The 14,001-nt window shown below is 62.6% G+C and carries 13 protein-coding genes; 4 read left to right on the top strand and 9 right to left on the bottom strand.

Annotated elements, in window-relative coordinates; translation table 11 throughout:
• The first annotated feature begins 256 nt into the window (after positions 1-256).
• Complete coding sequence (locus HT585_RS04430) at positions 257-400, top strand: hypothetical protein (protein ID WP_173419267.1); 144 nt, start codon at positions 257-259, stop codon at positions 398-400.
• A 79-nt stretch (positions 401-479) separates the two neighbouring features.
• Here the strand turns inward: HT585_RS04430 and HT585_RS04435 are convergent, their stop codons facing one another.
• From HT585_RS04435 to HT585_RS04455, 5 genes are all read right to left on the bottom strand, one after another.
• A complete protein-coding gene (locus HT585_RS04435) occupies positions 480-674 on the bottom strand; it encodes a hypothetical protein (RefSeq protein WP_173419268.1) in 195 nt (64 codons plus the stop codon).
• A 146-nt stretch (positions 675-820) separates the two neighbouring features.
• On the bottom strand, positions 821-2,326 hold the full coding sequence (gene cysN / locus HT585_RS04440) for a sulfate adenylyltransferase subunit CysN (protein WP_176351774.1): 1,506 nt from the start codon (positions 2,324-2,326) through the stop codon (positions 821-823).
• Positions 2,326-3,279 carry a sulfate adenylyltransferase subunit CysD gene (cysD, locus tag HT585_RS04445; RefSeq protein WP_176351775.1) on the bottom strand — a complete coding sequence of 318 codons (954 nt, stop codon included), beginning with the start codon at positions 3,277-3,279 and terminating at the stop codon, positions 2,326-2,328. The genes cysN and cysD overlap by 1 nt, the downstream gene beginning before the upstream one ends.
• Positions 3,280-3,324: 45 nt before the next feature.
• A complete protein-coding gene (locus HT585_RS04450; RefSeq protein ID WP_176351776.1) occupies positions 3,325-4,080 on the bottom strand; it encodes a phosphoadenylyl-sulfate reductase in 756 nt (251 codons plus the stop codon).
• Positions 4,081-4,327: 247 nt separating this feature from the next.
• Entirely contained in the window at positions 4,328-6,241 is a 1,914-nt protein-coding gene (locus tag HT585_RS04455) for a HAMP domain-containing methyl-accepting chemotaxis protein (RefSeq protein WP_281410661.1), read from the bottom strand.
• 395 nt (positions 6,242-6,636) lie between these two features.
• Between HT585_RS04455 and HT585_RS04460 the strand changes: the two genes are divergently transcribed.
• Together HT585_RS04460 and HT585_RS04465 are read left to right on the top strand one after the other, a co-directional pair.
• Positions 6,637-7,026: a DUF6152 family protein gene (locus HT585_RS04460; protein ID WP_176351778.1), complete on the top strand. Its 390-nt coding sequence runs from the start codon at positions 6,637-6,639 to the stop codon at positions 7,024-7,026.
• Positions 7,023-7,502, top strand: a complete 480-nt coding sequence (locus HT585_RS04465) for a DUF2214 domain-containing protein (protein ID WP_176351779.1) — start codon at positions 7,023-7,025, stop codon at positions 7,500-7,502. Before HT585_RS04460 ends, HT585_RS04465 begins: the two co-directional genes overlap by 4 nt.
• Positions 7,503-7,616: 114 nt before the next feature.
• On the opposite strand, the gene betA is transcribed toward HT585_RS04465, so the two are convergent.
• The 4 genes from betA to betI form a co-directional block, all read right to left on the bottom strand.
• Positions 7,617-9,266, bottom strand: a complete 1,650-nt coding sequence (betA, locus tag HT585_RS04470; protein WP_176351780.1) for a choline dehydrogenase — start codon at positions 9,264-9,266, stop codon at positions 7,617-7,619.
• Positions 9,267-9,473: 207 nt separating this feature from the next.
• Positions 9,474-10,937: a betaine-aldehyde dehydrogenase gene (betB, locus tag HT585_RS04475; RefSeq protein WP_176351781.1), complete on the bottom strand. Its 1,464-nt coding sequence runs from the start codon at positions 10,935-10,937 to the stop codon at positions 9,474-9,476.
• A 2-nt stretch (positions 10,938-10,939) separates the two neighbouring features.
• Positions 10,940-12,475: a choline-sulfatase gene (gene betC, locus HT585_RS04480; RefSeq protein ID WP_176351782.1), complete on the bottom strand. Its 1,536-nt coding sequence runs from the start codon at positions 12,473-12,475 to the stop codon at positions 10,940-10,942.
• On the bottom strand, positions 12,472-13,074 hold the full coding sequence (betI, locus tag HT585_RS04485) for a transcriptional regulator BetI (RefSeq protein WP_176351783.1): 603 nt from the start codon (positions 13,072-13,074) through the stop codon (positions 12,472-12,474). Before betI ends, betC begins: the two co-directional genes overlap by 4 nt.
• A 145-nt stretch (positions 13,075-13,219) precedes the next feature.
• Between betI and HT585_RS04490 the strand changes: the two genes are divergently transcribed.
• The gene (locus HT585_RS04490; protein ID WP_176351784.1) at positions 13,220-13,768 is read left to right on the top strand and encodes an HdeD family acid-resistance protein; all 549 of its coding nucleotides are present in this window, start codon (positions 13,220-13,222) and stop codon (positions 13,766-13,768) included.
• Positions 13,769-14,001 lie beyond the last annotated feature (233 nt).

The raw sequence follows: 14,001 nt of genomic DNA on the forward strand, positions 1-14,001 counted from the left end.
TTCTGTGTGCTGTTTCGGCACAGGGTGGCCCGGCAGACGTTTGCGGGCGGTTATCCGAGCGATGACATCTTTCGGATCGGCAAGAGGCTGCGATGAAGGCATGCTTCGAGCGCAGAGGCCAGGAACCGCATGCGCACCTCGTGATCGGGCCAGTTGCTGTTCAATTGGAAACGGCCTGTTCACTCGGCGACGTCTTATCGGAGTGAACAACAAGGGCGATATTGCCTTCAAGAATCGTTCTCTCCGTGAGGCTCAGATGTTGAAGGAACCGATATTCACATTCCGCGAGATCGCCATATGGTCTGCCATTCTCGGCAGCGTGGTCGGCTACCAGCTTTGGCAGCACGCCGATCCTGCGCCGCTGACGATGGTTCTTCCGAGCATCGAGCAGCGGTCGTGAATGCCGCATTCCTTAAATCGGAATCGATTGAGGGACGAAAACACGCGGCAATTTTAAAGCATTAGAGCGCAAGTCGATATTATTCCTCCGGCATGCCATTGCGCCGCGCAGCCTGCAGCAACTCGATCTCGCCGGCTGTCGGGCCGAACTGGCCCTGAAGCCGTCTTGTTTCCTCCGCGTCGAGCCGGTACTTCCGCGCGAAAGCCTCGATCGTCACGGCCCGCCCAAGAAAGCCCCGTCGCGGTGCGTCTTCCCGTTCATGGTCCAGCATCATGGCCGCTCCTCCTTCCCGGTCCAGGGAAGGTAGAGCAGCAGTCAATTTCGGGAAGATGCGTTGGCGCAATTCACCGGGGCGTCGTGCAGATCGGTCGAAAAGAAAAGGGCCTCGTGGGCCCTTTTCTGGTCATGGGTGGCTGCCGGTCACCCGTCGATCGTATCGATGATCTCGCTTGCCTTGCCTGCGCTGACGCGGCGAACTTCCGCATCCTCACGCCGAGCCGCAAACAGCTCGGTTGCCATCAACTGGTCGGCAAGATCGGCGGGCAGCGACAGGATTACGCGCGCATCTTCGGTATGAATGCCGCCGAGCGCTGAGCGCTTGGCCGTGATCATGCCGCCGGCCACCGTGTTGTTGGTGTCGGGGTCGATCAGGATGAAGGCGCCCGTCGTCCGGTTTTGCTCGTAAGGGTCGAAGATCGCCTGTTCGTCGAAGGCCAGGTGAACCTTGCCAATGGCGTTCATCGGCAGTTGCTCGGCCGGTTCCCACTTGCCGGTCTTCAGGTCCAGCTGGCTTGCGGGCTGAACCTGGACGCGCTGGCGACGGCTGCCGCTTTTCAGCCAGTAACGCTTGCCCGGCTGGATGCCGTCCGCCTGCAGCGCAACGATCTGGGCGTCGAAGGCAAGGCCGGTCAGCGGCTGGCTGTCGATGGCAACGATCATGTCGCCACGCGAGACATCGACCTGGCGGTCGAGCACCAGCGTGATGGCGTCGCCTGCCACCGCCGCATTGCGCACGAGGTCGAAGGTGACGATCTTGGTGACGTTGGCGACCATGCCCGAAGGCAGGATGACGACGCTGTCGCCCGGCTTCACCGAGCCGCCGGCAACCGTTCCCTGGTAGCCGCGGAAGCTCTCGCCCGGACGGGAGACGCGCTGCACCGGCAGGCGGAAGCCGACCGTCTGGGACGACCGTGTCGTCGCCAGCTCAAGCACTTCGACCAGTGTGGGGCCGTCGTACCAGGGCATGGAGGCTCGACCGTCGTAAACGACGTTTTCGCCCTTCAGCGCCGAAAGCGGAATAGCCGTGACCTGGCGCACGCCCAGCGACAGCGCCAGCTCACGAAACTCGTGGCTGATCTGTTCGAACCGGGCCCGGTCATAGTCCGTAAGGTCGATCTTGTTGACGGCCAGGACGAACTGCTTGATGCCCATCAACGTCGCGATGGTCGCGTGGCGCCGGGTCTGCTCGAGCAGGCCGACGCGGGCATCGACCAAAAGCACTGCGAGATCGGCCGTCGAGGCGCCGGTTGCCATGTTGCGGGTGTACTGCTCGTGGCCGGGCGTGTCGGCGACGATGAAGGAGCGCCGGTCGGTTGAGAAGTAACGATAGGCGACATCGATGGTGATGCCCTGTTCGCGCTCGGCCTGGAGACCGTCGAGCAGCAGCGCGAAGTCCGGCAGGCCTAGATCGTTCTGCTTGCCGCTGGAATCACGCCTGAGAGTCGCCGCCTGGTCTTCCTTGACCGCCTTGGTGTCCCAGAGCAGCCGGCCGATCAGCGTCGATTTCCCATCGTCGACCGAGCCGCAGGTGATGAGGCGAAGGGGCCGGCTGTCGCGCGTGGCGCGTGCCGTTTCGGCGGCCGGAAACGCCAGAACCTGGCCGGCTGCGTCTTCCTGAACGGCATTCGCGGTTGCTGGTGCGGTCATCAGAAATATCCTTCGCGTTTTTTCTTTTCCATCGAGCCGGATTGGTCACGGTCGATGGCGCGGCCCTGACGTTCGGATACGGTCGCGGTTTCAAGTTCGGAGATGATGTCGTCGAGCGAGGTGGCTTCGGAGCGGATGGCGCCGGTCAGCGGGAAGCAGCCGAGCGTGCGGAAGCGGATCACTTCCTCGCGTTTGGTTTCGCCGGGCAGCAGTTCGAGACGCGGATCCTCGGCAAGGATCATCATACCGTCGCGTTCGACGACCGGGCGTTTCTTGGCGAAATAAAGCGGCACGATCGGGATGTCTTCGGCCTGGATGTAGCGCCAGATGTCGACCTCGGTCCAGTTCGACAGCGGGAAGGCGCGTACGCTCTCACCCTTGCGCACCATGCCGTTATAGACGTTCCAGAGCTCGGGACGCTGGTTGCGCGGATCCCAGCGGTGGTCGGGGGTGCGGAACGAGTAGATGCGTTCCTTGGCACGGGAAGCCTCTTCGTCGCGGCGTGCGCCACCGAAGGCGGCATCATACTGGCCGGCGTCGAGCGCTTGGCGCAGGGCTTCGGTCTTCATGATGTCGGTATAGAGCGCCGAACCGTGGCTGAACGGCGTCACGTTTTCCGCAGCACCGCGCGGATTGACGTGCTCGATCAGGTCGAGGTCATAGCGCTTCACGATTTCGTTGCGAAACGCGATCATCTCGGCGAATTTCCAGCCGGTGTTGACGTGCAACAGCGGGAAGGGGACGCGTCCGGGATAGAAGGCCTTGCGCGCCAGGTGCAGCAGCACCGAGGAATCCTTGCCGATCGAATAGAGCATGACAGGACGCTCGAACTCGGCGGCCACTTCGCGGAAGATGTGGATCGCTTCGTTTTCCAGCGCCTTCAGATGCGGGTCAAGCGGCGGCTTGGTGCTCTGCGGGTTGTGCAGTTCCGTTTCCGGATGGGTAAGAGGCATTTCAGTCTCCGGGAGGATCTTGTCTTTTGAGGAGTGCGCCTGCCCTCAGGCGACGTTGCTCGTATTCGGGATGGCAGAAGTGGCTGCCTCGGGGACGTGGAGACCGCATTCGCGCTTCTCGTCGTTTTCCCACCACCAGCGGCCGGCCCGTTCGGGCTCGCCCGGCTTGATGGCGCGGGTACAGGGCTCGCAGCCGATCGAGGGATATCCGCGGGCATGCAGTGGGTTTACCGGAACGCCATTCTCGACAACGTAAGCACGGATGGTTTCGATGTCCCAGTCTGCGAGCGGGTTGATCTTGATGAGGCCGCGCTCATTATCCGCTTCGGCAAACGGCGTCGTTGCCCGATTGCCGGACTGGCCGCGGCGAAGTCCCGTGACCCAGTATCCGGCGCCCTCGAGTGCACGCGCCAGCGGCTTCAGCTTGCGCACGTCGCAGCAGGCATGCCTGGCTTCGACGCTGTCGTAAAAGCCGTTGGCGCCGTACTGCGCGGTATAGGCGTCGACATCGGCACTTTCCGGGTGAAAACGCTTGATAAGGATGCCGTAGGTCTCTTCCGTCTTGTCGATCAGCGCCACGGTTTCATTGAAAAGGCGGCCGGTCTGCAGCGTTGCGACCTCGATGGAAAGGTCGTTCGTGCCGATGGCGGCGGTAATCACCTGATCCTCGATGCCGAGCGATGTGGTAAAGACGGCGCGACCTTCAAGCTCAGCCACGAACGCGAGACGTCCTGCGAGGTCCAGGCCTTCAAGTGCTTCGTTCAAAGCTTTTGCGGTGGCATCGCGGGGTGACGTGGTCATGGCTGCGTCCTGTTCCAACTTAGTCGGAATATCGCAGCCGCGCGTGTGAAGGGACAGAAATAGCGGTTTCTAATGCTGGGCGTTTGGAGCAAATCTGCCTCTCAGATCGAAAAGCAGCGAAAAACGGAAGATAAGCTAGTAATTTACTAGACTTTATACTTGCCTTTGAGCCGTTGACCCGGCCATTACATGAAAAGCGCGGGCCTTTCGGTCCGCGCTCCAATCGGTGACGGGGCATCCTCGCCAACTAGAATTCTGCCCAGCCCTTCCCCTGTTCGGCCGCAGGGCTGCGGTATGCGGCGGCAAGCCGACGGTTGAGCGTGCGCGCTGGCGAAGAGGTTGCCTGTTCGGCGGAGGAAGCCGCCACGAGATGCGCCGGATGCGCCTGGCCGTTGCCGGTCTTGAAGCGCATCAGCAGATCGTTGAGCGCACCGGCCTCGCGGGCGAGGCTATGGCTTGCCGCCGTCGACTGCTCCACCATCGCCGCATTCTGCTGGGTGCCCTGGTCGATCGAGTTGACCGCCGTGTTGATCTGCTGGATACCGGCCGACTGTTCGCGGGCGCTTTCGACGATGGCCGTCACATGCGCGCTGATCTCCTGCACCTCGGCAATGATGCCCTCCAGTGCCATTCCGGTCTCGCGGACCAGGCTGACGCCGGATTTGACCTGGGCGCCGGAGGTGGCAATCAGGACCTTGATCTCCTTGGCAGCCTGGGCCGAGCGTTGGGCCAGTTCGCGCACCTCCTGGGCGACGACCGCAAAGCCCTTGCCGGCCTCGCCGGCACGGGCCGCTTCGACGCCGGCATTCAGCGCCAGAAGGTTCGTCTGGAAGGCGATGTCGTCGATGACGCCGATGATGCTGGAGATTTCTCGAGAAGAGGCCTCGATGCCGCTCATGGCAGTGACGGCATTGCCGACAATTTCGCCGGATTTCTCCGCCGCGCCGCGGGTTCTGGTCACCAGACTTCCGGCTTCTTCAGCGCGCCGGCTTGCGTCGGCGACTGTCGTTGCGATCTGGTCGAGGGCAGCGGCCGTCTCTTCGACGGAGGCTGCCTGCTGTTCTGTTCGTTTCGACAGGTCGCCCGCCGCGGAGCGGATTTCACTGGCGCCGGCATTGATGCTGCGGGCATTGTCGCCGACGGAGCGCAGTGCATCTTCCAGATTGCCGACCGAACTGTTGAAGTTGGTGCGAAGCGCGTCGAGGCGCTCGGCAAGCGCCGTGCGGATGCGATAGGTCAGGTCGCCTTCGGCAAGGCGGCCGAGACCGAAGGCCAGTGCTTCGACGGCCGCCTGCACTTCCTCAGTTTCCCGGGCCTTTTGCGCCTCGCGCTGTTCGCGCTCGCGCTCCGAAAGCGAGCGGTTCGCCTCCGCGTCCTGTTCCAGTCTTTGGCGTTCAAGCGCATTGTCGCGGAACACGCCGACGGCACCTGCCATCTGGCCGATTTCATCCCGTCGCCCTTCACCTGATATCAACGTCTTGAGGTTGCCGGCGGCAAGCTGCCGCATGGCTTCGCGCAGCTTCGATAACGGTCGGAAAAGTCCGGAGATGACGAACCACACCGTTGCTGCGAGTGTGGCGAGTGCGAGGCCAGCTATCACCGCTTGCCAAAGCGTCAGGTCATTCTTTTCAGTGATCGCTGCCCTGAGTTCGTTGTTTGCCTCGGACAGCTGAAGCTTGATCAGTTCGCTGATCGGCACCGCGAGGGGATCGACTGCGGGGTAGAGCCGGGTATCGACGAAGCGCGCGAGTTCCGCCTTGTCCTGGCGATCGAGGATCTGCATGAGCGCGCGGATCGAAGCGTCGCTGGCCGCCCGCGCGTTATCGAAGCTCTCCGTGAGCGTCTTTTCCTTCGGCGTCAGCCTGGTCGCCTCATAGGCGCGCCATTGCGTGTCGATCGTGGAAAGGGCGGCGGTGATCGCTTCCTTGCCGGCGCTCCAGCCGAGAGCGCCGCTGCGCACCTTGTGGGTGGTGTCGACGATCTCGACCGCATACATGTCCGACACTGTCTTCAACTGGTCGACGGGAACCAGTCGATCGGCAACGATGGATTCTGTGCGCTTGGAAATCGATGTCATTGCATTGAATGCCGTGACGATCATGACCAGCATGGCCACGGCGAGCAGCGACAAACAAATAAGCAGGCGTGCTTTGATTGTCATGGGAACGCTCTTGGGTTGCCCGCAAGGCAAATTCGTCCTCGTCCGATGGCTGCGGACGCACCGCTTAGCCATCAGTTGGCGTGCTTGCCTTGGCAAGGGAGATGACGATGGTCCGATGGAGCACGCAAAATCGTTGCAGCCGATTGCCGTCATGGCACATCCGCCAAGCGTTCACTCCGTCTGATATAGACATAACAGGCGGAGATTAAGAATGGCTAAATTTTAAGCTGTTGAACGGCGATCATGCAACCATCAGTTCTTGGTTTGTGACTTGGCCTTCATCGGTCCGCCGAACGCCGCCCCCTTCGCTCAAGAATTATTGAACGACAGATGCTTTCCCATCCGCCGCTTCGGGTTCAATCTCCAGTTCTCCGAGGCAAATGAAGGAGTGGCCGATGTTCGCGTTCTTTCCTCGCCACGTTCTTGCCGGAAGCATGATCACGATGCTTCTGGTCACCAGCGCCTATGCCCATCACGGCTGGTCCTGGGCCGAAGCCGACCAGATCGAGCTCTCAGGCACGATCCGCGAAATCTCGATGGCACCGCCGCACCCGACGCTTCATGTCGAAACCGAAAAGGACGGGCTGTGGCGTGTCGAGCTGGGTAATCCCAGGCAGACGGAGCGGTCCGGTTTTGTCGAAGGTGTCGCCAAGGTCGGCGATCAGATCGTCGTTCTCGGCAATCGCTCGCTCGATCCGAGCGAGAAGCGCCTGAAGGCGGTCCGCGTCAGCGTTGCCGGCAAGTCCTTCGATATCTATCCGGACCGCATCCGGACCGGTGGATGAGCGCGGCCGAGCTGCTTGAGGCGATCGCGGCCTGGCCGCTCGCGTCGGCAATGCGTCGATCCGCGATCCTCTATCTCGTCGTCAACGCCACCCATATCCTGGCGATCGCGCTTCTGGTCGGCGCGATCGTGCCGCTCGATTTGCGGTTGCTTGGCTTCTTCAGCAACACGTCGCTGGACGTGCTTGGCCCCTTCCTCTCGCGCGCGGCGGCGATCGGTCTGGTGTTGGCAGTCGCGACCGGGTTCTGTCTCTTCAGCGTTCGGCCGTCGGCCTATGCGGACAATCCGGCATTCCTGACAAAGCTGGCACTGCTGGCCGTTGGCGCGGTCAATGCCATCCTCCTGCAATCGAGTAATGCCTGGCGGGTGGCTGAAGCTGGCGGCCGGGTTGCCGGGCCTGTCCGCCTGTCTGCCGGCATTTCGCTTTTGGTCTGGCCCGGCGCGCTGCTGGCCGGCCGTTGGATCGGCTTTCTCTGAAGCCGTCGTTCACTGCTTTTGGGCGTGTGAAGCCGCACCAGCCGCGGGTCGGTTGCAGTCGTATTGTCGGAATCGTGGCGGCGATGGCGCTCAGGTGGCGCCATCGAGCAATCCTTATCTGTCGCTGACGGCCCAGCGCGGGTTGATCCAGGGTTCCTGATTGGACCGCGCAAGCGGCTGCTTGCCGAGGATGTGGTCGGCGGCCTTTTCGCCGGTCATGATCGAGGGGCTGTTGAGGTTGCCGTAAGTGACGTGCGGGAAGATCGAGCTATCGGCCACGCGCAGACCGTCGACGCCGATGACGCGCGTCTCCGGGTCGACCACGGCCATCGGGTCGTCCTTGGCGCCCATCCGGCAGGTGCCGCTGGGATGATAGGCGCTTTCCAGATGCTCACGCAGGAAGGCGTCGATCTCGTCGTCCGTCTGCACCTTCTCGCCCGGCTGGATTTCCGGCCCGCGATACTGGTCGAAAGCCTGCTGGCCGAAGATCTCGCGGGTGAGGCGCACGCAGTGGCGGAACTTCTCCCAGTCCTCCGGATGGCTCATATAGTTGAAGCGGATGACCGGATCGGCCATGGGGTCGGAGGAACGCAGGGTGACGTTGCCGCGCGACTTCGACAGGTTGTAGCCGACATGCACCTGGAAGCCATGGCTCTTGGCCGCCGCCTTGCCGTCGTAGCTGATGGCGACCGGAAGGAAATGGTATTGGATATCGGGCTGCCTGACGCCCGGCGCCGAACGCAGGAAGGCGCAGGCCTCGAACTGGTTGGAGGCACCGAGCCCGCCTTTCGACAGCAGCCATTGGGCGCCCGCGACCCCCTGCCAGAACCAGGGCAGCCAGGAATAGAGCGAGACGGGCTTGGTCGAGACCTGCTGGAAATAGAACTCCATATGGTCTTGCAGGTTGGCACCGACGCCGGGGCGATCGACCTTGACCTCGATACCCATGTCCTTCAGGTGCTGCGCCGGACCGATGCCCGACAGCATCAGGAGTTTCGGCGAGTTGAAGGAGGAGGCCGAGACGATCACTTCGCGGTTCGCCCTGACGATCTCGATCTTACCGCCGCGTTCGATCTCGACGCCGGTCGCCCGGCCATTCTCGATCACCACCTTGCGGGCAAAGCAGCGCAGCAGCGAAACGTTCGGCCGCTTCATCGCCGGCCGGAGATAGGCGTTGGCCGCCGACCAGCGGCGGCCCTGCCAGACGGTCTGCTCCATCAGGCCGAAGCCCTCCTGCTTGGAGCCGTTATAGTCGTCGGTGAGCTCGAAGCCCGCCTGCTTGCCGGCTTCGATGAAGGCGTGGAACAGCGGGTTCTTCACCGGCCCGCGCTTGACGTGCAGTGGTCCGTCGGTGCCGCGCCAGCCGGCCTCGCCGCCGTGGGAATGTTCCATGCGCTTGAAGTAGGGAAGCACGTCCGCATAGGCCCAGCCGCGTGCGCCCAGATCCTCCCAGCGATTGAAGTCCTCGGCATGGCCGCGCACGTAGACCAGCCCGTTGATCGAGGAGGAGCCGCCAATGACCTTGCCGCGCGGCGCGGTGATGCGCCTGTTGTTGAGGTTGGGCTCGGGCTCGGAGTGATAACCCCAGTTGTAGCGGTCCATGCTCATCGGCCAGGCAAGCGCTGCCGGCATCTGGATGAACGGCCCGATATCTGAGCCGCCATATTCGAGCACGAGCACTGAATTCTTGCCGTCCTCAGACAGGCGGTAGGCGAGCGCAGAACCGGCAGAGCCGGAGCCGATGATGATGTAATCTGCCTGCATGGTCGTGCTCTTTCTTCTACCTGGCTGTCCGCGGCATGCCCCTCATCGGTGCGGCGAGGGATGCGCCTCTCATCCGCCTGCCGGCACCTTCTCCCCGCGGGCGGGGCGAAGGGACGTTGCCGCACCATTTCGTGCACTCTCGAACGTCTCGTGTGGCAAGTCCCCTCTCCCCGCTTGCGGGGAGAGGGTGAGGGGCAGGCCCTAATTTCAGTACGGCGCCTGCACCGGGCTCATGCCGACATAGACGGTCTTCAACTCGCTGTAGTGATTGAGCGCCGCCACGGAATTCTCGCGTCCGAAGCCGGATTGCTTAGAGCCGCCGAAGGGGATCTCGACCGGGCAGAGATTGTAGGTGTTGATCCAGAGCGTGCCGGCCTCGAGTTGGTCGACCACACGATGGGCGCGGGTAATGTCGGCGGTGAAGACGCCTGCCGAAAGACCGAACTCGGTGGCATTGGCGCGCGCGACGACCTCGGCCTCGTCGTCGAAGTCGAGCACGCACATGACTGGGCCGAAGATTTCCTCGCGCGCGATTGTCATGTCGTCCGTGACGTCGGCAAAGACGGTCGGCTGGATATAGGTGCCCTCGGCGCTCACCGCGTTCGGGATGCCGCCGCCGGTGACGAGACGCGCGCCTTCTGACTTGCCCTTTTCGATATAGGAGAAGACCTTGTCGCGTTGTGCGCCCGACACCATCGGCCCGAGCTGGGTCGCCTCGTCCATCGGGTCGCCGATGATGATGGCTTCGGTGCGGGCCTTGAGGCGGTCGAGGAATGCGTCCTTGATGCTCTTCTGCACGAAGACGCGGGTGCCGTTGGAGCAGACCTGACCGGTCGAATAGAAATTGCCGAGCATGGCGCCGCCGATGGCGCTTTCGAGATCAGCGTCTTCGAAGACGATCAGCGGCGACTTGCCGCCAAGCTCCATCGTCACGTGTTTGAGTTCGGCGGCAGCAGCACCCGCTACTTTCTTGCCCGTCGGCACCGAACCGGTCAGTGACACCTTGGCGACGTCGGGGTGATTGACGAGCAGCGGCCCGGTGGTGCGGTCGCCCTGGATGACGTTGTAGAGGCCCTTCGGTAGGCCGGCCTCAACAAGGATCTCGGCGATCTTCAGCGCGCCGAGCGGAGTGTTTTCCGACGGCTTGAAGACCATGGCGTTGCCGGCAGCAAGCGCCGGTGCTCCCTTCCAGCAGGCGATCTGCTGCGGGTAGTTCCAGGCGCCGATGCCGACGCACACGCCGAGGGGCACGCGCTTGGTATAGGCGAAGTCGCCGCCGAGCGGGATGTAGTCGCCGTTGAGTGCTGTAGCGATGACTCCGCCGAAGAACTCGAAACTGTCGGCGCCCGACGTCGGATCGGCGACGATCGTCTCCTGGATCGGCTTGCCGGTGTCGAGCGTTTCGAGCTCGGAAAGTTCGCGATTGCGCTCGCGCATGATCTCGGCGGCGCGTTTCAGGATGCGGCCGCGCGCGGTCGGGCTCATGGCCGCCCATTCGGGCTGGGCGCGCTTGGCCGCGGCAATCGCCTTTTCAACGATCGCAGGCGTTGCCGCGTGCAGCCGGGCGATCACTTCGCCGGTCGCAGGATAGATGCTCTCGATGACGGTGCCGGCGATGTCCTCGACATATTCTCCGTCGATGAAGTGCGAGGCTTGCGGTTGGGCTTTCATTGTCATTCTCCCCGCGGATAGCGTTTGGATTCCTCAAGATTGTCGAGGTTCATATGGTTGCGCATATAGCGCTCGGATGCCTTCTGCAGCGGCTGGTGGTCCCACGGATAATAGGCGCCATTCCGCAGCGCCTCATAGACAACCCAGCGCCGGGCCTGGCTTTCGCGCACGGCGGCATCGAAGGCCTCCATATCCCAGTGGGCGGCGCGCATGTCCTGGAACGCCTGCAGCGTTGCTGCCTGCACCGGCGTTTCGGGATTGGTGGCCAGGTTCTTCAACTCAAGCGGATCGGCTTCGAGATCATAGAGCTGGTCCGGGTCGAGCGCGCAGTGGATGTATTTCCATTTGCCTTCGCGGATGGCGACCAGCGGCGCATAGGATCCTTCCGCCGCATACTCCATCAGCACCGGCTCGGTGCGCTCCTCGCCGTTGATGACCGGCACCAGACTGATACCATCAGTCCAGGGCTTCACTTCGTCCATCGAGATGCCGGCGAGTTCGCAAAGCGTCGGTGTCACGTCGAGGTTCGATGTCGGAGCGAGGTGCAGCCCGGGCGTCACGCCGGGGCCGGCGGCCATCAGCGGCACGCGGGCCGAGCCCTCGAAGAAGTTCATCTTGAACCACAGGCCTCGCTCGCCGAGCATGTCGCCGTGATCCGAGCAGAACAGGATCAAGGTGTTGTCGAGCATCCGGGTGCGCGTCAGCGTGTCCAGAAGTTCGCCGACCTTCTCGTCAAGATAGGAAATGTTGGCGAAATAGGCGCGTCGCGAGCGGCGGATATTATCTTCCGTCAGGTCGAAATTGACGTAGTCGCAGGAATGCATGATGCGCCTGGAATGCGGGTCCTGATCTTCCTCCGGCAGCATGCCGATCTCGGGCAGAAGATGCGCGCAATCCTCATAGAGATCCCAGAATTTCTTGCGTGCGACATAAGGGTCGTGCGGATGGGTGAAGGAAACGGTCAGGCACCAGGGACGGCGGCCGGCGTCGTCGTTTTCGCGCGACAGTTGGTAGAGCTTCTGGTTGGCGAGGAAGGCGACCTCATCGTCATATTCCATCTGGTTGGTGATCTCGGCGGTGCCGGCACCGGTGACCGAACCGAGATTGTGATACCACCAGTCGATGCGCTCGCCGGGCTTGCGATAGTCCGGCGTCCAGCCGAAATCGGCGGGATAAATGTCAGTCGTCAGGCGTTCTTCGAAACCATGCAGCTGGTCTGGTCCGACGAAGTGCATCTTGCCGGACAAAGCCGTGTAATAGCCGGCGCGCCGCAGATGATGGGCATAGGTCGGGATCGACGACTGGTATTCGGCGGCATTGTCGTAGACACGGGTGCGGCTCGGCAATTGGCCCGCCATGAACGAGGCGCGGGCTGGCGCGCAAAGCGGCGACGAGGTGTAGTTGTTGCGAAAGCGGGCGGAACGGGCGGCAAGGGTCTTCAGGTTCGGCGCATGCAGGAAATCCGCCGGGCCGTCGGGAAAGAACTTTCCGTTCAGCTGGTCGACCATGATGATCAGGATGTTCGGTCTGGCGGTCATTTGGCCCGTCCTTGGCGGTGGAGCTGATCGAGATGCGAGGTGACGTAGTCTTCGGTCAACGCGATCGAGGCTTCGATGCCGATCGGCGCGGAGCGCAGACTCTGGCGGATGTAAAGCCCGTCGATCATCGCAGCTGCGCCTTCCGCAATGCGTTCCGCGTCATCGACGGAGCAAAGCGCCTTGAGGTTTGCCACCAGGTTGGAGCGCAGCCGGCGGGCATAGACGACGAGGAAACGGCGCACGTCCTCCGAGCGCTGCGCTTCGGAATAGAAGGCAAGCCATGCGGCGACGGTGTCGGGCGCAAACTGGCTTGCCTGGAAAGAAACGCGGATCAGCGCGCTCAGTTTTTCGCGCGGCGTTGGCGCCACGTTTAGCGCCGTCACCGTATCGTCGCGCAGCTGCCTTAGAAGGCTGCGCACGGTCTCGATCAGCAATTGCTCCTTGCTGCCGAAATAGTGATGGGCAAGGGCGGGGGAGACGCCGGCACGACGGGCGATGTCGGACATGGTGACGGCAAGCGTGCCCTGGTCGCCGATCACGCGCAGCGCCGCGTCCACCAGCGCCTTGCGGCGCACCGGTTCCATTCCGACCTTGGGCATCCGTCTCTCCCTTGACGATAGCCAGTTTATTTTTGATTGACTCATCAATCAATAAAAATCTGCGATGATTTCTCTTTCTTTTTGCAGAGAAATCCGGCTCAATCCGGTGGTGGCGTTCTGGATAGTCGAAGGACTGGAGGTTGAAATGACCTATGCATTCGATCCGGCTGGCAAGGCGGCGGTTGCCGGCAAATGGGGATGGTTCGTCGCGCTCGGCGTGCTCTTGATCATGTGCGGCGGTCTTGCCTTCGGCAACCTGCTGATGGCGACAGTGGCCTCGGTCTATTACGTCGGACTGATCATGCTGATCGGCGGCCTGTTCAATCTCGCCCATGCCTTTCAGGTCAAGGGCTGGGACAGCGTGCTCTATTGGGTCCTGAGCGGCGCCTGCTACGCCATTGCCGGGCTCTTCGCCTTCATCAATCCGGTGCTGGCCTCGTCGGTGCTCACTTTCCTGATGGCCATAGCGTTGATCGTCGCCGGCTGCTTCCGCATCTGGGTCAGTTTCAAGCTGCGGCCGATCCAGGGCTGGGGATGGGTCGCGCTCGGGGGTCTGGTGACGCTCGTCGCCGGCCTGATCATCGCCGCCGGTTGGCCGGTCAACAGCCTCTGGATTCTCGGCCTGTTCCTGGCGGTCGATCTGGTGATGCAGGGCCTGTCGCTGATCGCCTTTGGGGTTTTGGCGAAGAGCTAAGTCACACCACCCGCGCGCCTTCGCCGCTTTCGAGTGGGATTGAAGGCAGAGCGTGCCGATGGGCTGGCGCATTGCACGGGCGACTGTACAGGGCCGCCCGTGCAACGACGCACCCCAAGGCCGATCGCCATCTCAGCCGTGGCGCTGTCTCCGCCTGGCATGACGCCCGTCCCGCTTGCGTGACGGGCGCGCGATGATGCTTGCGCTTTCCGCGATCCTTTTCCGTCGCGGCA

Origin of the sequence: Ensifer oleiphilus (genome assembly GCF_013371465.1) — a bacterium.
Classification (GTDB): domain Bacteria; phylum Pseudomonadota; class Alphaproteobacteria; order Rhizobiales; family Rhizobiaceae; genus Ensifer; species Ensifer oleiphilus.